19 protein-coding genes are annotated in these 18,204 nt (G+C 59.3%); 6 read left to right on the top strand and 13 right to left on the bottom strand.

All coding sequences use genetic code 11. The annotated features are described in order from the left end of the window. The first annotated feature begins 281 nt into the window (after positions 1-281). Positions 282-1,055: an enoyl-ACP reductase gene (locus ABIZ35_RS05100; RefSeq protein WP_348218791.1), complete on the top strand. Its 774-nt coding sequence runs from the start codon at positions 282-284 to the stop codon at positions 1,053-1,055. On the opposite strand, the gene ABIZ35_RS05095 is transcribed toward ABIZ35_RS05100, so the two are convergent. After that, positions 1,052-1,189 (bottom strand): hypothetical protein, encoded by a 138-nt coding sequence (locus tag ABIZ35_RS05095; RefSeq protein ID WP_348218790.1) that lies wholly within the window; start codon positions 1,187-1,189, stop codon positions 1,052-1,054. The two genes, ABIZ35_RS05100 and ABIZ35_RS05095, sit on opposite strands and share 4 nt — an antisense overlap. Positions 1,190-1,376: 187 nt before the next feature. On the opposite strand from ABIZ35_RS05095, the gene ABIZ35_RS05090 reads away from it, so the two are divergent. Continuing rightward, the gene (locus ABIZ35_RS05090; protein WP_348218789.1) at positions 1,377-1,964 is read left to right on the top strand and encodes a hypothetical protein; all 588 of its coding nucleotides are present in this window, start codon (positions 1,377-1,379) and stop codon (positions 1,962-1,964) included. 70 nt (positions 1,965-2,034) lie between these two features. Here ABIZ35_RS05090 and ABIZ35_RS05085 read toward each other — a convergent pair whose 3' ends face one another. From ABIZ35_RS05085 to ccmA, 12 genes are all read right to left on the bottom strand, one after another. Beyond that, positions 2,035-4,404: a tetratricopeptide repeat protein gene (locus ABIZ35_RS05085; protein ID WP_348218804.1), complete on the bottom strand. Its 2,370-nt coding sequence runs from the start codon at positions 4,402-4,404 to the stop codon at positions 2,035-2,037. Between the two features lie 166 nt (positions 4,405-4,570). Continuing rightward, positions 4,571-5,644: a flagellar biosynthesis protein FlhB gene (gene flhB, locus ABIZ35_RS05080; protein WP_348218788.1), complete on the bottom strand. Its 1,074-nt coding sequence runs from the start codon at positions 5,642-5,644 to the stop codon at positions 4,571-4,573. Between the two features lie 15 nt (positions 5,645-5,659). Further along, positions 5,660-6,451 (bottom strand): flagellar biosynthetic protein FliR, encoded by a 792-nt coding sequence (gene fliR / locus ABIZ35_RS05075; RefSeq protein WP_348218787.1) that lies wholly within the window; start codon positions 6,449-6,451, stop codon positions 5,660-5,662. Between the two features lie 11 nt (positions 6,452-6,462). Continuing rightward, positions 6,463-6,732, bottom strand: coding sequence for a flagellar biosynthesis protein FliQ (fliQ, locus tag ABIZ35_RS05070; RefSeq protein WP_348218786.1), 270 nt, complete (start codon positions 6,730-6,732; stop codon positions 6,463-6,465). Positions 6,733-6,846: 114 nt separating this feature from the next. Further along, complete coding sequence (gene queD / locus ABIZ35_RS05065; RefSeq protein WP_348218785.1) at positions 6,847-7,212, bottom strand: 6-carboxytetrahydropterin synthase QueD; 366 nt, start codon at positions 7,210-7,212, stop codon at positions 6,847-6,849. 41 nt (positions 7,213-7,253) lie between these two features. Next, positions 7,254-7,601: an aspartate 1-decarboxylase gene (gene panD / locus ABIZ35_RS05060; protein ID WP_348218784.1), complete on the bottom strand. Its 348-nt coding sequence runs from the start codon at positions 7,599-7,601 to the stop codon at positions 7,254-7,256. Positions 7,602-7,668: 67 nt separating this feature from the next. Next, positions 7,669-10,110: a cytochrome c-type biogenesis CcmF C-terminal domain-containing protein gene (locus tag ABIZ35_RS05055; RefSeq protein ID WP_348218783.1), complete on the bottom strand. Its 2,442-nt coding sequence runs from the start codon at positions 10,108-10,110 to the stop codon at positions 7,669-7,671. A gap of 18 nt (positions 10,111-10,128) precedes the next feature. Next, positions 10,129-10,548, bottom strand: coding sequence for a cytochrome c maturation protein CcmE (locus ABIZ35_RS05050; protein ID WP_348218782.1), 420 nt, complete (start codon positions 10,546-10,548; stop codon positions 10,129-10,131). Beyond that, positions 10,545-10,691, bottom strand: a complete 147-nt coding sequence (locus tag ABIZ35_RS05045) for a hypothetical protein (protein WP_348218781.1) — start codon at positions 10,689-10,691, stop codon at positions 10,545-10,547. Before ABIZ35_RS05045 ends, ABIZ35_RS05050 begins: the two co-directional genes overlap by 4 nt. A 3-nt stretch (positions 10,692-10,694) precedes the next feature. Then, on the bottom strand, positions 10,695-11,480 hold the full coding sequence (gene ccsA, locus ABIZ35_RS05040) for a cytochrome c biogenesis protein CcsA (RefSeq protein ID WP_348218780.1): 786 nt from the start codon (positions 11,478-11,480) through the stop codon (positions 10,695-10,697). Further along, positions 11,473-12,198, bottom strand: a complete 726-nt coding sequence (locus ABIZ35_RS05035) for a heme exporter protein CcmB (protein ID WP_348218779.1) — start codon at positions 12,196-12,198, stop codon at positions 11,473-11,475. The genes ccsA and ABIZ35_RS05035 overlap by 8 nt, the downstream gene beginning before the upstream one ends. Further along, the gene (gene ccmA / locus ABIZ35_RS05030) at positions 12,149-12,760 is read right to left on the bottom strand and encodes a heme ABC exporter ATP-binding protein CcmA (protein WP_348218778.1); all 612 of its coding nucleotides are present in this window, start codon (positions 12,758-12,760) and stop codon (positions 12,149-12,151) included. The genes ABIZ35_RS05035 and ccmA overlap by 50 nt, the downstream gene beginning before the upstream one ends. 196 nt (positions 12,761-12,956) lie before the next feature. Here ccmA and ABIZ35_RS05025 point away from each other — a divergent pair, with 196 nt between their 5' ends. From ABIZ35_RS05025 to ABIZ35_RS05010, 4 genes are all read left to right on the top strand, one after another. Then, positions 12,957-13,835: a hypothetical protein gene (locus ABIZ35_RS05025; protein WP_348218777.1), complete on the top strand. Its 879-nt coding sequence runs from the start codon at positions 12,957-12,959 to the stop codon at positions 13,833-13,835. Between the two features lie 253 nt (positions 13,836-14,088). Further along, entirely contained in the window at positions 14,089-15,201 is a 1,113-nt protein-coding gene (gene rlmN, locus ABIZ35_RS05020; protein ID WP_348218803.1) for a 23S rRNA (adenine(2503)-C(2))-methyltransferase RlmN, read from the top strand. Positions 15,202-15,204: 3 nt separating this feature from the next. Next, positions 15,205-16,998, top strand: coding sequence for a hypothetical protein (locus ABIZ35_RS05015; RefSeq protein ID WP_348218776.1), 1,794 nt, complete (start codon positions 15,205-15,207; stop codon positions 16,996-16,998). A 32-nt stretch (positions 16,999-17,030) separates the two neighbouring features. Continuing rightward, a complete protein-coding gene (locus ABIZ35_RS05010) occupies positions 17,031-18,014 on the top strand; it encodes a WYL domain-containing protein (protein WP_348218775.1) in 984 nt (327 codons plus the stop codon). Positions 18,015-18,204 lie beyond the last annotated feature (190 nt).

Here is an 18,204-nt window from a genome sequence, read left to right as displayed (position 1 = left end):
CCACAGCTGAAGCAATGGTCTAATCAAAGGGAAGTCAGCTAAAGCAGACTGGCAAATTGTTGCGAACGCCTCGTTTCTCTTCGCAGCCTGCTTTAGCTGGCTTACCCCTGATTAGACCATTGCTTCAGCTGTGGGAACATGGATGTATAGGCTAGCAACAATTACAAATCGCCGGCCATCGTTGTCCTAAAGACTGTTATGAATTTGAACAACCTTGACACACGTCAATTTTTCGAATAAACTCACGGCATGGGCGGAAGCCCAAAAGGAGCGAAGCATCTATGGGAATTCTCGATGGCAAAAAGGGCCTCATCTACGGAGTGCGCAACGAGCGTTCGCTGTGCTGGGGCTGTGCGCAGAGCTTGGCGCGCGAGGGAGCGCAGCTGGCGCTGACGTTTTTAGGGGAGCGTGAAGAAAAGGACGTTCGAAAGATGGCCCCCACCCTTCCCGGCGGCGAAAACACCCTCATCCAGGGCTGCGACTTGACCGACGAGGCTCAGGTCGCCGCGCTGCACGAGACGCTGACTAGGGAGTTTGGAAAGCTCGACTTCGTCATTCACGGCGCCGCGTTCGCCAATAAATCCGATCTCGATGGACGATTTCTGGATACCAGCCGCGACGGATTTTTGAAAGCGCTGGAGATTTCTGCTTACACACTCACAGCGGCGGCCAAGGCCGCCGAGCCTTTGATGACGGGCGGCGGGTCGATCATGACCCTCACCTATCTGGGCGCCGAGCGCGTGATCCCCAACTACAATGTGATGGGCGTCGCCAAGGCCGCGCTGGAAGCTTCCGTGCGTTATCTGGCGAGCGATCTCGGCCCGCAGGGCATTCGCGTCAACGCTATCAGCGCGGGGCCGACGATGACCCTCTCCGCGCGTGGCATCAGCGGCTTCTCCGGGATGTACAACGATGTCCGCGAGCGCGCTCCGCTGCGCCGCAATACCGATATCGGCGATGTCGGCGACACCTCGGCCTTCCTGGCCTCCGACTGGTCGCGCGGGATTACTGGCGAAGTAATCTATGTCGACAATGGCCTGCACATCCTCGGTTAACCCCGCTTCATCGCAAACCTTCCGCATGCGGCCAGCGCCACCAGCAGCGCGCTGGCCGCGAGCGCAACGCACGAACAATCGTGCAGCGCGTATCCAAACAATACATCCCAGTTCACTGAAGTCCAGATATCCATGACGATCGCCTCCGTGTTTTTGTTATCGTCATGATATCAAAACGCCGGCAATGACGCATGGGGCGAAAGTCCCGTATGGACACGCCGAAAGACCTATTTTTCCGGAATAAATTCAGGAACATTTTCAGCAGGCAGGCCGTCGAATAAAAACAATATTCATCGGTCGTCGAGAAAGTGGAGAACGAAAATGAAGAGTTTGCGGATGTGGGCGGCGGGCGCGGCCCTGATGTCGGTGGTTACCCTGGGAGCGCCCATCGCGGCTCAGGCGAGCTCGGAGGGCAGTAAAAACACGGCCATCGCTCTTGGCGCCGCAGCTGTTTATGAGTTGCTCAATCATAAGACGACCGAGGCGCTGGTGCTGGGCGCCGGCGCCGCTGTCGCTGCAAAGCAGTCCGACGACGCGCGCAAGAAAGAAAATGATCGCAATCGCCGTGGCCGCTACTACCGCGACGACAGCTGGAGTTCATCCAGCGATCATCGCTACAATAACAATAGCGGATACAATCGCAATGGCCAGAACTCCAGTGATGACGATTATAGCCGCGACGACAATCAATACGATTATCGGAACTCAAACAATCGCAGCCGCCAGGACAGCTGGAGCAGCGGCGACACTCGCAATCGCGATCGCGGCGATTACGAGACCCGCCCGAATGTCTATCAGGGCAATAATAGCGGCAGCGGAGACTTCCGGCATATGGGCGGTCCCAGCCGCAATCAGCCCGAGCGGCAGAGTGGCGCCTCGGTCTGGTCGCTTCAGCGTCCCTCTCGCTAAAGACGTTACCGAAAACTGAAATAAAAAATCCCGTCCTCATTTGTGAGGACGGGATTTTTTCTGCGTGTCGTTAGAGGCTCAGCGCTTGCAGGCTGCGCTCCAGCTGCCGGGACTGCCGGTCGAGCTCGGGAATATCCTTCAGCGCATCATCGCTGATCATGAGGCTCCAGCGGTCGGTGTCGTAACCGGCTGCAAGCTGATAGACATAGTCCGCCGTGCGCGGCTTGATGGTCGCCGCACGCTCAATCAGGTTCAAAGACACAAAAGTAACAGCAGTATCGTCAAATTCGCTCTGCTGCTGCTTTTCGCGCTTTCGAGCATAGTTAGGGTCAAGTTTGCTAACGATTGCCCACTCTTTCATCGCATCTTCTGGACGGTTTGCGAAGAAGCAGGAAAGACCGCGGTTGGAATGCAGCATGACGTTGCTGGGCTCTAGGACCAGCGCACGGTCGAACATCTCCAGCGCCTGCTTATGCCGCTCCACGGACTCCTTCCACTTCGCGTCGTCTTTGGTGCGGCTTCCCTTGCGAATGAGGATGCCTTGTTTGGATAGCGCGAGGGCGAGATTTGAGAAATCCTCCATGCGGTTCTGCCGGAGGCCGATCACGCGGCGGAATTCGGTCGCCGCCTTTTCGTAGTTCTCTTTTTGATAGTAGGCGACGCCCAGGTTCACATGGCCATCCGGGAACGCCCCCTCGACTTTGACCGTCTGCTCCCACTCCTTGACGGCGGCGTCCAGATGTTTCTGAAGCGCAAACACATACCCGAGATGGTAATGGGTCTTGGTGTATTCGGGATGCAGGGTTTCACACTTGCGGAAACTGTTCAGCGCTGAGTCATAGGCGCCATTGCTGATCTGGCATAGACCGATGTTGTTGTGGTACTCAGCCACTTTGGGATCGATGCTGATAGCTTCGGCGAAACGCTCCCCCGCGACCGTAATACTGTCCTCATGCAGGTAGAGCAAGCCGAGATGCGCATGAAGCTCGGAATTGCCCTCATCGAGGTCCGACGCCTCTAGAAGAAGGCGTTCGGCCAGCTTGTAATTTCCAAGCTTCGTGTGGCAGATCCCCATAATTCCCAGCGTCAGCGGCTGCTTTGGAGAGATGGTATTCGCCTCGCTGAGCAGTTCCTGCGCGGTATCCATCTGTCCTTGATGCATTCGAATCAGCCCAACCGCCACCAACGTCTCCCACGATTGACTGTTGAGCTGCAAAGCCCGGGTCAAGTTCCGTTCGGCCACTTCCAGAACGTCTGCGTCGAGATAGATCTTGCCGAGGTTGTAATATGGCTCGAAGATCCCGGGGTCCAGCAGAATGCCGTCGCGGAACTCGCGGATGCCTTCGTTGAGAGCCCCGACCCGGCACATGCCGTAGCCAAGGTTGTTTCGGACGGGAGCGCTTTTGGGATCCAGCTTTCGCGCCGATTGCAGAGTCTCTAGACCCGACGCCGCGTTCCCCTGGAGCAGCATCAAGATACCGTGATTGGAAAGTGCGCGGCCATGGCTGGGATCCAGACGCAAAGCGGTCTGGATCTCCGTGACGGCGCCTTTGACATCACTCTTCATGAAGAGCGCCACGGCGATGTTGTTGTGCGCGTCCGCGCGGGTAAACTTCGTGTATCCAGGACAGTCGATCGATTTTTGGAACTCCTCGATCGCCATGTCGTATTTTTTTGCGCGGCAGAGGATTAAGCCCTTCCAATCGTGATAGAGCGGCTTGTCGCCATCGATTTCTATCGTACATTGAACCTCGGAGAGGGCGCGTTCGGTGTTCATCTCATCGACGATTTCCGCTGATTGCACAATGGCGTGCGCCAGATTCGCATGCGGCTCACCGTGGTGGCCGTTCAGGCTCGACGCGCGCTGAAACATCTCCAGGGATTGCGGAATACTTCCGCGACGCGCCAGCGCCACACCGGCGTTGTTGAAGAACAACGGCTCCTTGGCGCCCATCTTCTGCGCCCTTTGGAACTCCTGCACGCTCTTCTCTACCTCGTCTTGAAGCAGATGCGCCACGGCCAGACTGAGACGTGCGTCCGTCGTGGCGTCCTTCTCCAAAAGCTTCTCATACTTTTGTTCCGAGGAGGAGAGAACGTTTCGAATACGAGATTGCAGGAATGCGTGGCGAGTGCGATACAAGTTGGAATAGTAAAGGATCTTACCGCCGCTGACGAGATAAACCAGCGCAGCGCCCGCAGCAACGCCGATGGCGGTACCCACCGCCGCCGAGACATTGAGCAGAACAGGGAGCATGAGTTTACCGACGATCGCGCCGGCGATCGCCGCGATGGCGATTGCGGCAATGCGGACTAAGGAGCCACGCTTGACCGTCGGTTTTGGAAGACGTTTTTCAGAATCGCCTGCACGCAGGATTACCCCGCAGTTATTGCAGACGACGGCGCCGGGATTAGTTCGTGCGCCACAATATGAGCATATCATCACGAATCACCCTAAATTAGAATTGATCAAAGTCGAAAGAACTGGAAAGTGGAAAGACGATTAAGCCGAAACAGCGGACGTCAGCGTCAGGTCAATAAAGAACACATTGCCTTAGTTGCTATGTTCGCGAGCAGAGGAGACTTTTCCTTCTTCGTGGAGAAGCCATTTAACGGCGGCGGCGGCCGTAGGTTCGGTAGACGAATGCGAGGACTTGCGCGACTGCTTCGTAGAGATCGCCGGGGATCTGTTGGCCAATTTCCACGGACTTATGCAGCTTGCGCGCCAGCGGCCGGTTCTCCACAATCGGGACACGGTTTTCGCGGGCGATTTCCTTGATTTTCTGCGCGATCAGATCCTGGCCCTTAGCGACGACGATGGGCGCGCCCGACTCTTCATCGTATTTCAGCGCGACGGCAAAGTGCGTGGGGTTGGTCACGACGACATCGGCGGTCGGCACATCCTTCATCATCCGCTTGCCGGCCATCTCCCGCTGCATGCGTCGCACCTTCGCCTTCATCTGCGGGTCGCCCTCGCTTTGTTTCATCTCATCTTTGACTTCCGTCAGCGTCATTTTGAGATTTTTTTCGAGGTCGTACTTCTGATAGGCGTAGTCGGCGACGGCGAGCAGAAACAGCCATACCGACACGCGGACGCCGATGGTCCAGAGAAGGGAGCCGACCGTGCTCATCGTGACGGATAGGGAGACGCCCATTAGCTTGATCATCGTCCCATCTTCGATAGCGCCGCGGACCGCCGAATAACAAATCCCGCCGACGATCGCCATTTTGGCGATCCCCTTCGCCAGCTCCACAAAGCCGCGAGCGGAAAACAAGCGTTTGAGGCCATTCACCGGGTTCACGCGGTCCCATTTCGGCGCCAGTGATTCCGGCGTGGCTTCAAACCCTACCTGCGCAACATTGGCGACAATGCCAAGCACCATAGCGAGCAGCAGGGCCGGCAGGACAATGCGCCCCGTCCAGAGCAGTGCGCGCAGTTGCCAGAGGTGAACCGTATTGAAATTGAATTCGACGTTGGCGGGATTGAAGGCGAAAGCAGACTGGATGTTGGAAATCAGGGATTGCCCAGCATAGCCCGGCAACGCCACATGCATCGCGCTTACCAGCGCCAGCAGCACGGCGGACGTGGCGAGCTCAGGAGTCTTCGCGACCTGTCCTTTTTTGCGCGCCTCCGCGCGCTTGCGCGGCGACGCGGGAAATGATTTTTCTTCGCCGTCGGACATAAACCCTCAAAAACGTTAACGGTGGAACGCGCGCAGCGCCGAGAAGATATCGGTTTGCGAGTGCATGATCAAGCCGCCGACGACAAACGTAAAGAGCGGGAGGACGGCGATCACAACGGTCAGTCCCACCAAAATCTTGACCGGCGCGCCGACATAAAACACCTGCATTTGCGGCATCGCCCGGTTTAGAAGCGCGAAGGAGATGTCCGTGATCAGGAGAACCGCCGCGCTTGGCGCCGCGATCTGCACCCCCGCCACGAGAAATTGAAACATCAAATCCGTCATCACGATGCGAGAGTGCTCGTTGAAGATCATCTGACCGGCCGGCAGCCGTGTGAACGACTGCACCAGCGCTCCCAGCATCAGCCAGTGCCCGTTCCCCAGCAGATAAAGAACCAAGGAATATTGATACTGGAAATTCGAGATCGGTGAGACTGTCTCATTGAACTGTGGATTGAACGTGGACGCCTGCGTGAAACCCATCTGGTAGTCGATAATGCTGCCCGCGACCCGGACCGCGACGAACAGAAACGAGACGACCAGACCGATCAGCAGGCCGATCGCGATTTGGACCAGGAGAATGCTGACTGTCGAATACAGATCGGCGGGAACTTGTTTGTCCACGGTCGACTGAACGACCGGCAGAACCGCGATGGAAATCACCGCAGAAAGGCCGATTTTCACCTGGCTCGGGACTTCGCGATTGCCGAAGATCGGGGCGCTGACAAATAGGGACGTCACACGAGCGAACACTTGCAGAAACTGCCAAAACGCGCCGGCGGAAACAGTCGTGAGGTTATCGAACATGAGGTTTCGTGTTAATGGATCGCGGTCGGGAGACTGTTGAAGAGTTTAGTGGTAAATCCCACAATGGATTGCAGCATCCACGGTCCTAAAATGACGATACTGCCGATCATAATCACGATCTTGGGCACGAAGGACAGGGTCTGTTCCTGAATCTGTGTGACTGCCTGAAACAAGCTGACCAGGACGCCGACCACGAGCGTCAGCACCAAAATCGGCAGCGTCAATTGCAGCACGACGACAATAGCGCTCTTCGCCAAATCAAGAACCTGTGCGATATCCATTCCTTACCCCCACCAACCTTGTACCATACTTTTACCGGGACCGGAAACAAAAAAAGCCGCCCGAGACAATGCCCGGGCGGCTCTTCTCACATGATGGGTTGCGGATTGCGCATTCTATTCGCGGTAGACCGCAACCTGCGTGGGCGTCTCCCATACGGAGACGCTCGACAAATTCCCACGCTCAAAGGGCTGGCTCTTCATTTCGTCGTAAATATGCTTGGCGATATTCTCGGCGGACGGGGACAAATCTTTGAACGCCGGAAGGTCATTCAAATATTTGTGGTCCAGGGTCTCCAGGACGCTGTTGAAGACGCGCTTCACGTCGGTGAAGTCGACCAGCATGCCAAATCGGTCCAGCTCCGTCCCGGCGTAAGCCACTTCGATCCGATAATTGTGCCCGTGCAGTTCTTCGCACGGACCATTGTAATCGAACAAGCGGTGCGCGCAGGCAATCGTTTTTTCTACTCGTATCTCAAACATAACGGGGTCACTAATTCCTGACGTACGAACACATTGGGGGGCTACAGATTTTTGACGAAGCGATTATCTTCATCGACGAGGATCGCTTTTGGAACCACGGGCTCATCGGACATCAGGAACGCCGCGACGATCACCACATCGCCGACACGCGCCTTGTGGGCGCCCGCTCCATTGATCCGGATGATGCCGGACCCCGGCTCGCCCGCGAGCGCATACGTGGTGAATCGTTCGCCGTTGGTCACGTTCCAGACGTGAACGAACTCTCCGGTCCACAGATCGACGGCGTCTAAAAGCAGCTGATCGATCGTAATAGAGCCGATATAGGACAGGTCCGCTTCCGTAACGGTCGCCCGGTGGATTTTGCTTTTTAACAGCTGACGCAGTTGCATAACATCGTCTCTTCCTTTCGAACGCAAGGCCGCCGGCGGCCACGCCAGTCCCGCAATGCGTTCGCCTTTATCTTACCCGCGCGGCCTGCCGTTTTGTGCGCGTGCGCCGCGCCGGCGTCTTCTCGGCGGTGACCGGCTCCGTATCCGGTTCGGCCGCCGCCACACGCGCCTCCGCGATGCGCCGCCGCATACTTACAAGGCCGCCAATGACGAGGAGCATCGTTCCAATCCAGACCAGATTGATCATCGGCCGCGTCGACACTTCCAATTGGAACGCCTCCGTCGGCGGACCGCTGTCCGCGCGCAGGCCGAACGATCCGGCTTCTTCCATGGACCCGGCATTCGGGTTCGCGGCGTCCGCGCTTCCCGCATTCATGCCCTGGAAGGAAAGCAGCCAGCCGCCGGGCAGCTTCAGCTCGGGCGAATCCGGCATTGCGGGATTATCCCGGTATCGAATATTCTGCGGGGAATACGTCGTCGTTTTTCCCTTGTATGTGACTTCCACCACACCGTTGACGGGAAAGACTTCAGGCATCTGGCCCGTTTGCTGCACAAACGCCGCCGCCGCCGGATCGCGCTCAAACTTTACGAACTTGATCGTATAATCGCCAACACGACTGACGCCGCCGAGCTTGACTTTCGGCTGGAAAAGCGGCGTTTTGTAGAAAAGATCCGGCCCGTCCTTAAGTGACACATAAAGATCGCCGGCGGTATGATGGACGATCGCCGGATGGCCGAACAGCTTCTTCTCGCCGCCCTGAATCGCCCGCATGGCGAACGGCATCAGCGCGACGAAATTTTCTTTCTTGTCCTTGGATACGACCTGGAACTTCAGCGCGTTGTTTTTATCCTTGGTGAAATCCGACGTTTGGCCCAGATACGTCATTGTGTATCGGCCGTCGAGCACGCTCTGCGCCTTCCCCTGGATCAGCAGCACATTCGGGTCTTTGTGCACGAATGTCGCCAAGCAAACGATCCCGATCAGCAGCACCGCCGCGCCGATATGCGACACTGCGCCGCCCACGGTCCAGACCTGGATCCGCTTCTGTCCGGCGGGCCGGATCTGGCGAAGTAAGATCGCATTGGCGATCAGCGCGAAGGCCGAAGTCGTGAACAGAAGCACCTGTACGGCGAGATGGAAACCAAACAACGGCGTTCCTAAAGTACGGCTCAGCAGCATAAACCCGACCGCCAGCACGACGGCCCCGCCGTACGCCCACATCAGCAGGTCGCTGTTCGCCTTGCCCCGCTCACGCCACGCCAGATGCGGCCCCAGCCCAAGGCCGATCGCGATCAAGAGCGCGACCGGAAAGTTCGCCTTGTTGTAGAAATCCTCATGCACCGACGCCAAATGGATCGAAGGGTCATGCAGGTTGGCAATGCGCGTAATCAGCGGCGCGGACATGCCGACGCCGGAGATAATCGCGCACAGCGTGAACAGCACGATGGACATCAGAAACGCGAACTCGCGTGAATTTGGCTGATCCCACTTACCCGGCGACGAAGGAACACGGCGCGCGCGCCAAACAAGAAGTCCAACGCCGACCGCCAGCGCCGCCAGCAGCCCGTAAAGCAGAATGCTGTTCGCCGCGCCGCCGAGCGTTGAAAACGAATGGACGCTGAACTTGTCCAGTTCGCCTGATCGCGTCAAGTACGTTTCGTACAGCGCCGTGACGTAAGGCAGGATCGCCATCAGCAGTGTCGTCTTGCCAAGGCCGCCGCGAATGCGATTGATCTGCGCCGCATGAACAAAGCCGAGCAGGAACATCCAGGGAACGAACGGACCGTTCTCCACCGGGTCCCAGGCCCAGAAGCCGCCCCACCCCAGCATCTCATAAGCCCAGTAGCCGCCCATCATCATGGCGAGCCCCATCACCGAGAAGGCGAGCAGCCCCCAGGGCAGCGCCCGCTTCAGCCAGTTGTCCCAGTCGCGCCAGATCATCGCCTGAACGGCGAAGGCGAAGGGAACCGTCAGCGTCGCGAACCCCAGAAACAGCGTCGGCGGATGGATCACCATCCACGGGTTCTCAAGATTCGGGTTCAGGCCCAGCCCTTCGGTCGGAACCGGCAAACCATGCGTGTCCAGCGGCAGAAACGGAGATCGAATGGCGAGCAGAGAAACAATGAACAGCAGTGTGACATTGAAAACCGGCATGACACGCCGCTCGGAAGGCCCAGAAGTGACGCTGAGCGCGGCGCCGACGATCGACATCCAGAACGCCCAAAGCAGAAACGAGCCTTCCTGCCCGGCCCACATCGAAGGGAACCAGTATAGCGGGTCCATCGCGCGCGCCGAGTGTTCGAAGACATATTCCGAGTCAAAGCGATGGGTGACGAGCATCGTCCCCAGCGTCCCGGCCGCCGCGAGGATCGACGCCAGCACGACAAAAAACAAGCCGCGTCCCGCGCGCGCCAGCGCCGACTTGCGACCCGCCATGAGGTAACAGACCGTGGACGCCAGCAGGGCGATTAGCCCAACCCATACGGCAAGCTTGCCGAAAAGGAGCATGATATTACTTTCTTGGGGCTACGCTTTACCGTAGCTTCGTTCGCCGTTGTCGTTCGAGCCTTTGTATTTACTCGGGCACTTCACGAGCAAGTTCTCCGCGACAAATGTCGCGGTGGACGGGCTGTAGCTGCCCTGCGCGGTAATCTTCGTCGCTTTGGTCATTGCGGTATCGAGATCGTCCGGCTTGGGGCCCTTAAACACGACCGGCATTCTCTGGCCCGATTCATCCAGCAGAGCAAAGTGCAGGGCATGTTCGTTCGAATCATACGCCATGGTCCCAGCGGCGGGAGCGCCCATGATCTGCACTGTCTGGCCTGTCGCTTCGCGCGCTTCCGCAAACGGCACGTAGTTGATCAGGCTGGTCTTGAACAGCTTGGCGCTGAACACAAGGCAGGCGATAATGATCGCGACGCCGATAATCAATCCGGTGGGTCTCATAGTCCTGCGTCCTCATCATCGTGGCGAAGCGTCATCTGGCGCTCCAGCACCTTGATCTTGTTATCCATCGCCCAGAGATACCCCCACACGCTGACCCAAACGATCAGCGGCACCAGCATCAAGGGGATCATCTTCGTATCCATTGATTACTCCGTCTCCGTTACTACAAAGCCCGATATCCGTGCGGCCCGCCTGGCGGAACGCCTGGCCGCGAGCTTCAATCGAATTTCATCCAGCGCCACGTGCTGGCGCCAGACCCAGACGTAAACCAGCGTTAGTCCAAGCACGCCTGCCCACAGCACAATACGATACTCGGGACTCAATCCTTCTTTTGTCGTAATCGTTCCCTTAGGATGCAGGGTATCTTCCGTGGAGTTTGGCAGGACATAGGTGAGGAAAGGAACGCAGATAGTGGCGAAGATCGAGTACGCCGCGCCGATCGCCGCCTGCTTGCGCTCATCAATGATCGCCGAACGCAGCGCGAAGTAAGCCGCGTAGATCATGAGCAGCAAGACAATCGCGCCCTGCTTGATATCCCAGTTCCAGTAAGTCCCCCACTGCGCCTTGGCGAAAACTGCGCCGGTCACGGTGGTCAGCACCCAGAACAGCAGCGAAAGCTCTGCGGAAACGCGCGATTTGACGTCGTCCATGGAACTGCGCGTAATCAGATAAGAGATGGCGTACCAGAGAGTGACGCCAGAAGCGATACTCGCGACGATTGAACAGGGAACATGGAAGACAACAATACGCGCCAAGCCCGGATTGCGGAATGCGACCGCAGGCGGCAGCCAGAGGAATCCGGCGACAGTCGTGGCGCAAAGCAAAAGCAGCAGCAATACCTTCGGGAATCGCAGCTGTGTAAAGTTTATCGGCGGGATCGCCGCCGTTGAGGAATCGACCACTCGATTTTTGGATTGCACACTTTTATTCATGCCAGACATATTCAAAAAGCAGGAATGACGCCGTCGTCATCACGATTGCATACGCGCCTAACACCCCTACATCGTTCCATGCGCGGAGAATATGTATCGGGATGGCGTCAAATGCGCCGACTGTCGCCTGCACGGCGATCAGCGCCAGAGGCATCAGCACCGGAAATGAGATAATCGGGTAAAGGGCGCTTTTCCCCGACGCCGCGTGCGCGATCAGCGCAGCCGTAAAGGTCGCGGCGCTCGCCAGCCCCGCGCCGCCAGCCGTCAAGATCACCATCAGTAACCCGAGCTGAAGCTTTTCCACCGGCATCAGCAGTAAAAACAGCGGAACGCTCACCAGTTCCACGACGCCGATCAGCGCCAGATTGAACAGCAGTTTTCCGGCGAAGACCGAGGACGGCGGCGCGGTCAGACGCAGGATCGCCGCCGTGCCGGCCTCTTCCTCACGGACAAAAACGCGCGAGAGGCCCGAAAGCGCCGCAAATAACAAAATGATCCAGACCAGAGCCGCCTTCACGTCTGCTCTCACGGACGCGCCGACCAGCACGGCCGACACCATGATCACCGTGATTACCGCGAACAGCGCCACCGCGCTCAGCGCATAACGCGTGCGCAGCTCCACGCGCAGTTCCTTCGTGAAGACGACGGCCGCGCAATCAAGCCAGCGGCTAACGGTCGCCGAAGTGGACGCGCCGGCCGCCCCAGCGTCCGATTTCATTGGAATCATTCGTTGCAATCAAGGCCATCCCGCCGGCTTCGAGATGCGCCGTCAAAATCTCGTCCACGACCCGTCGTCCCTGTTCGTCCAGCATCGCTGTTGGCTCATCCCAGAGCAGCAATGCCGGGTCCGCCACAAGCGACGACGCGAGGCGCACACGCTGGCGCATTCCCGACGAATACGATTTCACCGGCGTCTGGCGGGCGCGGGCCGTCAGCCCCATGCGATCCAGCAGAGCGGCGGCGTCGATGGGCAAGCCACGCAGCCGCGCGATAAACTCCAGGTTTTCCACGGCCGTCAGCTCTTCGTAAGGATTGACGTCCGGACCGGCGTATCCCAAATGTTCACGTGGCGGGCTGGCGGCGCCGACCGAGGCAAAAGAGACCTTGCCGGCGTCGGGCCGCGTCAATCCCGCGACGATCCGCAAAAACGTACTTTTCCCTGTCCCATTCGAGCCGCTGACGACGACGCGCTGTCCGGGATCAAGGGTGAGCGATAGCCCGGAAAACAGGGTCCGCCCACGATAAGACATCGAAAGATCTTCAATATGCAGGCGCGACATAACCCATCGATTATACCTTAACCCAAAGGCCGCGTGCAATGAAGCTTTGGCAAGTTTGTGAAATTCATCACAACTGTTTCGCGCCGGGGTTGTTCGAAGTTGGCGCACCGGGATATAATGTCATGATGCCTCGCCAATACCCAGTCTCGATTATTTCTGTCCTGTTCGTTTCAGTTCGCTCATTCGAGGCGCGCTTTTGAACGCACAACGCCGCGCCGTCGTCGCGTCCATCGTGGGCTTAACTCTGCTTGCCATAATGAGTTTCTGGCTTGCCTGGTGGTTCCGAAAGCAGCAGCGCCCGACGCCGCGCCCGACGATAACCGTCACATTTCTTGAACTCTCCAGCGGAAGCTGCGCGCTGATCCGAACACCCGACAAGCGCACGATCCTGATCAACGACGGCGGCGCCGCGTCGGGAGCGGAAGTTGTGCACACGCTGAAGAAGGCGCATATTACCCAGGTGGATCTCCTCGTGCTGGCGTCGCCGTCCCTTGATGAGATCGGCGGCACGACCGCTTTGCTGGATTCCCGAATTCCGATCAAATCCATTTGGAACAGCGCCGTGGACGACGGCGATCCGACCCGCCAAAAACTGATCCAGCGCATCCGCCTCAGGCGGATTCCGTACCGAGTCGTTCACTCCAATGAAAAGACGACGATCGGCGAGAGCGCCATGCGTCTGGCCGTGCTTTGGCCGCCCCAGCGCAGCCCGCGTGCTTCGCTCGACCCGCTCATCTGCCGCCTTGAGTTCGGTCAGACCGCAATCCTTCTCGCCGGCTCCTGCAACTCCGCCGCCGAGCCGTACCTGGTGGCCGACGCCGGCGACACCCTCGCCTGCGACATCCTCCAGGTCCCCGGCAACGGCGGCGCGGACTGCGCCTCCCTGGAGTTCATGCGCCTCGCCGGCCCCGCCACCGCCGTGATCTCCTCCACGCCCCAAGCGCCGCCCGATCCAGGAACGCTGCACCGCCTGCAAGCCGCCGGCGCCGGCGTCTGGCGCACGGACATGCAGGGCGCCATTACCGTCACCGCCAACGGCGTTACTGCGCCGCAGGTGACGGGCGCGAAGCTGTAAATTCTGGAACTCCAAGCTCGTTCCCCGGATATGAAATCCGGGTCTGGGAAGTCGCTTCGCGACTAATTGTCCGTGCCGGACAAACAAATATCCGTAGTCGATTAACCATAGTTTGTGCGTCCGGCACGGACGCTTAGCCGAAGGCTTCCCAGACCCGGTTTTTATAACCGGGGAAATGAGAGTGGCGTCGATTTTCGCTCATTGCTTCTCTTATACGTTGACTTCCTCCCTTCAAAAAGGGTATACTTTTGTGATGCAGGACAACGTTTCACAATCATTGATCGGGATGACGGCGCAGGAGATTCGGGCCACGGTTGCGGAGGCGACGGGGCTGCCGGAATTCCATGGCGGACAGGTCGCGGACTGGCTTTACCGGCGGATGATGCCGGATCAGCGCGGCGGGTTTCGCGCGTCGTTTGAAGAGATGACGAACCTTCCGGTGGCCGCGCGGACGCAGCTTGCGGAGGCGTTTCCGTCGAAACCCATTTCCCTTCTGGAGCGGCATGAGGACACGCGCGACGGAACCGTCAAGCTGCTCGCCAAGCTGACCGAAGGCAACTATCCCATCGAGTGCGTGCTGCTTCCCGACACCAAGCGGGTTTCGGTTTGTCTTTCTACCCAGGCCGGATGCGCCATGGGCTGCGTGTTCTGCGCGACGGGAACGCAGGGATTGACACGCAATCTGACGGCCGGCGAGATCGTCGCGCAGTTCCTGATGCTCCAGTCGGAATCGCCGCGACGGATCAGCCACATCGTCCTGATGGGCATGGGCGAACCGCTGCTCAATTATGACAATACGCTCAAAGCCATCCGTATTCTGAACTCCGAATGCGGTGTGGCCATGCGTCACATTACACTTTCCACAGTGGGCATCGTTCCCAACATCGACAAACTGGCGCAGGAAGACCTGCAAATCACACTGGCGGTTTCCCTGCATGCGCCCAATGACGCGCTTCGGCAGCGTCTGGTCCCAGTTGCGAAGAACTATCCCATCGCAAAGTTGATGTCGAGCTGCAAGGCTTACGCCAATCATACGAGCCGCCGCCTGACGTTCGAATACGTGCTTTTGAAGGAAGTTAACGATCGTCCCGAAGACGCCCGCGAGCTGGCTCAGCTCATGAAGGGCATGCCGGCGGCGCTCAACGTTATTCCTTACAATCCGACCACCGTGACCGAGCAGTTCGGCCGACCGGAAGCCGATCGGATTGCCGCATTCCGGAGGATTCTGGAAGCGGCGGGCATCACCGTAACACAGCGCAAAGAGCGCGGACAGCAGATCGCGGCGGCCTGCGGCCAGCTGGTCACGCAGTCCGTCAAGCGCACGCCGGGCATGCGCGAGCTGCCGGTGCTGTCGGGGACGGTCTAAATCATGGCGGCGGAAGATCGGAACGCTTTGGAGCTGGAAACGGCTTCCGACGCCACACCGGCCGAAGAATCCGCCGCTCCCGATCCCGAGCCGCTCGCCTTTGACGAGACGATCACACTTCTCTCCGCACTGAAAGCGCCTCCAGTCCTCGCTCTTCTCCAAGACAAAGATTATCTACTGCTCCGCACCACCGCGTTCTCGGGTTTCCGGATGAACCATCAAGGTCTGGGCAACCCGGTCGTACGCCGGCGCCTCGCCGAAGAAGCCGCACGCAACGGCTCCTTCGCGCAGAAGCTGCGCGATCTCAGCGAAGCCGAAGACGCCCTCCGTCCCTCCACGCCCTCCCCAAAGCCTGAGAAGACCGCTGCAGCAGATGAGGACGCCAAGCGACACGAGGAACAGCTCCATCAGGAGCGTCAAAAGCGCAAGCGCGACCGGGAAGAAGCGCGCGAGCAGATCGCGGCTCTGAAAGAAAAAGTCCGGGAGCTGGAGCGGCGGGAATACGAATCGAACTTAGTTCTTCGCGCCGCCGAAGCCGAACGGGACGCACAGGCGCTGCTGGCTGACAAGCACGCCCAGCGTGTCGCGCGTCTGGAGCGGCAGACGGCGCGTCTCATCGCCGAGCGCGCTCAGTTGCTGAAATCCCTTTCAGGCCACGCGCCACACACACGCAGCGCGGCAAGCCACGCCGCCAACGCAAAGACCGGCCAGACGTTATCGTCCGACGCCGTTTGGGAAGAAGCCGTGCGGCATCTCATCGACAAGAACCGGCACGATCAGGCGCTCAGCCTCGCCAACGATGTCCTGCGCGCCGACTCTCACAATCTGGCGGCACTCGATATTATCGCGCGGGTGATGGAAGCGTCCGGAGATGCGCGCGCTGCGGCGATCTCCGCGCGCGCCCTGGTGACGGCGAGCCTGGGACGCGGCGATCTGCGCGCGGCCACCGACGCCATGGTCAAGCTGTTGTTGATCGATCCACAAACTCCCGAAGCCGAAAAAGTGTCCCGCGCCTTTGTGGCGTCGATCCGCGCCGATGACCGCGAGACCGTCAAACACGCGGGCGCAGCGTTCGCGCGGCTGCGCAAACTCAACGGTCAGGCCTACGCGCGCCTGCAAAAGCACATCCGCAAACAGCTTTCGCCGACACTCGCCGATACGCTCGATCCCGCGCCCGGAGCGCTTGGCGCCGACGACATTCTGCCGCTCCCCGGCTTCTTCCCGTACCCACTCACGGCCACCGAAATCATCGCCGCCATTGATCAGGGCGATCTTCCCATTGTCGCCAGCGTCCGCAAAAGTCTGGCGCACGCCGAAACTACGGACGCCGCCCTGCATGCCCGTCTCCTGGGCGCTCTGGAACTGGCCGCCGAAGGCGACCGCACTTACCTTGCGCCGCTGCAAAAAAAGGCGCTCGGCGCCGCTGTGGTGGATGCGAGCAACGCAGCATGGTTCGACCAGGAATCGATGACCAATGCGCGCGCCCGCCTCAAGCCCATCTTAGAGCTGCGCCGCGCCCTGCGCGCCAAAGGCTACTTCCCCGTGCAGCTGATGGGCGACGCTCCCCTGCCCTACACCATCGACGAACCCGAAGCACTGCGGCGCATGATCGCGCAGGGCGAAATCACGATCGTCGAATCCGGAACCGACGCCGACGTTGTCCTGCTGCGCGAGTCAAAGCGCCTCAGCGCTCCCTTGGTCACGAACGACTACATGGTCGACTGGGATCCCAACGGTGAAGTGACGAAACTGCGCTTCGATCTGCCGCCGCAAGGCAATGCTTATTTCTGGACTTAAGGACGCCGCCCATGGCGGCTGAGCGATCACTTATGACACTTGAAGAACAATTCACCCGCCTCATTCAGATCCTCCAATTGATCGACAGCGAGCCCTGGAAATGGGACGCCGCCGACCTGGAGGCGAAGTTCAGCGTTTCGCGCGCCACCATCGAGCGCGACATCGCGATCCTGCGCCAATGGGGTCAAATCAAGCGCAAGAATGGCAAGTTTGGCCTTGCCGAGATGAAGTTCCTGCCGACCTCCTTCACCCCGCCCGAAGCGCTCGCCCTGCGCATTGCCGGCTCCACCTTCGCCGAGCAGGCCGGGGCAGGATACCGTGACGCCCTGGCGACCGCCCTAAAAAAGATCGATCAGGTCCTGCCCCAGCGCATCTCCGCCGAGATTCGCCGCGCCCACGCCCGCGTCGCCGTCAGCCAGCCAGTCGTGCGCGAGTTCTCCGCCAGCGTGTATCAAGACTTGCAGAACGCCATGATCCACCATAATCCTGTGGACATTACCTACTTCTCCCGCAGCCGCTCCGAGCCCTCCAAGCGCCGTGTCGACCCCTACGGCCTCACCTTCAAGATCGGCGCCTGGTACATGGTCGGCTTCTGCCACCTGCGCCAGGGTATCCGTACCTTCGGCTTAGACCGCATCAAATGGCTGCGCGTCGAAGACAAGCTCCACTTCCGCTACCCCGCCGACTTCGACCTTCAGGAATGGCTCGCCAAAGGCTGGCAGCTCCAAGCCGGCGGCGAGCCCACCGAAGTCGTCGTCCGCTTCGCCCCCAGCACCGCCTCCTGGATCCTCGGCGGCCAGTGGCACCCCACCCAGCACATCGACAAACAATCCGACGGCTCCGTCCTCTTCCGCGTCATCGTCTCCGGCTACGAAGAAATCCTCTACTGGGTGCTATCGTTCGGAGGCCAGGCCGAAGTACTCGAACCCGCCCCCCTGCGCGTGGCCGTCGCCGACGCGGCGCGGAAGATGGTGGGGATTTACGATGTAGGTGTGGATAAAGCGACGACCAACTAATAGTTCGGTGAACAAAGAGCGCAATACTCGGCGATAGAGGCATCAGCCCCATTCATGGGGCTCCCCCACAGGCCGGTCATTTATGGCCGGTGTTACCGCCGTGCGATGTTGCGCCCGCCGTGCGATGTTGCGCCCGCCGTGCGATGTTGCGCCCGCCGTGCGATGTTGCGCCCGCCGTGCGATGTTGCGC

It is taken from the genome of Capsulimonas sp. (assembly GCF_039929585.1).
Lineage (GTDB): Bacteria > Armatimonadota > Armatimonadia > Armatimonadales > Capsulimonadaceae > Capsulimonas.
This window is presented reverse-complemented; position numbering and strand designations above follow the sequence as displayed.

Excerpts from the sequence above, each read along its gene's own strand:
- ABIZ35_RS05100 (WP_348218791.1), top strand. The coding sequence starts at position 282 with ATGGGAATTCTCGATGGCAAAAAGGGCCTCATCTACGGAGTGCGCAAC.
- ABIZ35_RS05095 (WP_348218790.1), bottom strand. The coding sequence starts at position 1,189 with ATGGATATCTGGACTTCAGTGAACTGGGATGTATTGTTTGGATACGCG.
- ABIZ35_RS05090 (WP_348218789.1), top strand. The coding sequence starts at position 1,377 with ATGAAGAGTTTGCGGATGTGGGCGGCGGGCGCGGCCCTGATGTCGGTG.
- ABIZ35_RS05085 (WP_348218804.1), bottom strand. The coding sequence starts at position 4,404 with ATGATATGCTCATATTGTGGCGCACGAACTAATCCCGGCGCCGTCGTC.
- flhB (WP_348218788.1), bottom strand. The coding sequence starts at position 5,644 with ATGTCCGACGGCGAAGAAAAATCATTTCCCGCGTCGCCGCGCAAGCGC.
- fliR (WP_348218787.1), bottom strand. The coding sequence starts at position 6,451 with ATGTTCGATAACCTCACGACTGTTTCCGCCGGCGCGTTTTGGCAGTTT.
- fliQ (WP_348218786.1), bottom strand. The coding sequence starts at position 6,732 with ATGGATATCGCACAGGTTCTTGATTTGGCGAAGAGCGCTATTGTCGTC.
- queD (WP_348218785.1), bottom strand. The coding sequence starts at position 7,212 with ATGTTTGAGATACGAGTAGAAAAAACGATTGCCTGCGCGCACCGCTTG.
- panD (WP_348218784.1), bottom strand. The coding sequence starts at position 7,601 with ATGCAACTGCGTCAGCTGTTAAAAAGCAAAATCCACCGGGCGACCGTT.
- ABIZ35_RS05055 (WP_348218783.1), bottom strand. The coding sequence starts at position 10,110 with ATGCTCCTTTTCGGCAAGCTTGCCGTATGGGTTGGGCTAATCGCCCTG.
- ABIZ35_RS05050 (WP_348218782.1), bottom strand. The coding sequence starts at position 10,548 with ATGAGACCCACCGGATTGATTATCGGCGTCGCGATCATTATCGCCTGC.
- ABIZ35_RS05045 (WP_348218781.1), bottom strand. The coding sequence starts at position 10,691 with ATGGATACGAAGATGATCCCCTTGATGCTGGTGCCGCTGATCGTTTGG.
- ccsA (WP_348218780.1), bottom strand. The coding sequence starts at position 11,480 with ATGAATAAAAGTGTGCAATCCAAAAATCGAGTGGTCGATTCCTCAACG.
- ABIZ35_RS05035 (WP_348218779.1), bottom strand. The coding sequence starts at position 12,198 with ATGAAATCGGACGCTGGGGCGGCCGGCGCGTCCACTTCGGCGACCGTT.
- ccmA (WP_348218778.1), bottom strand. The coding sequence starts at position 12,760 with ATGTCGCGCCTGCATATTGAAGATCTTTCGATGTCTTATCGTGGGCGG.
- rlmN (WP_348218803.1), top strand. The coding sequence starts at position 14,089 with ATGCAGGACAACGTTTCACAATCATTGATCGGGATGACGGCGCAGGAG.
- ABIZ35_RS05015 (WP_348218776.1), top strand. The coding sequence starts at position 15,205 with ATGGCGGCGGAAGATCGGAACGCTTTGGAGCTGGAAACGGCTTCCGAC.
- ABIZ35_RS05010 (WP_348218775.1), top strand. The coding sequence starts at position 17,031 with ATGACACTTGAAGAACAATTCACCCGCCTCATTCAGATCCTCCAATTG.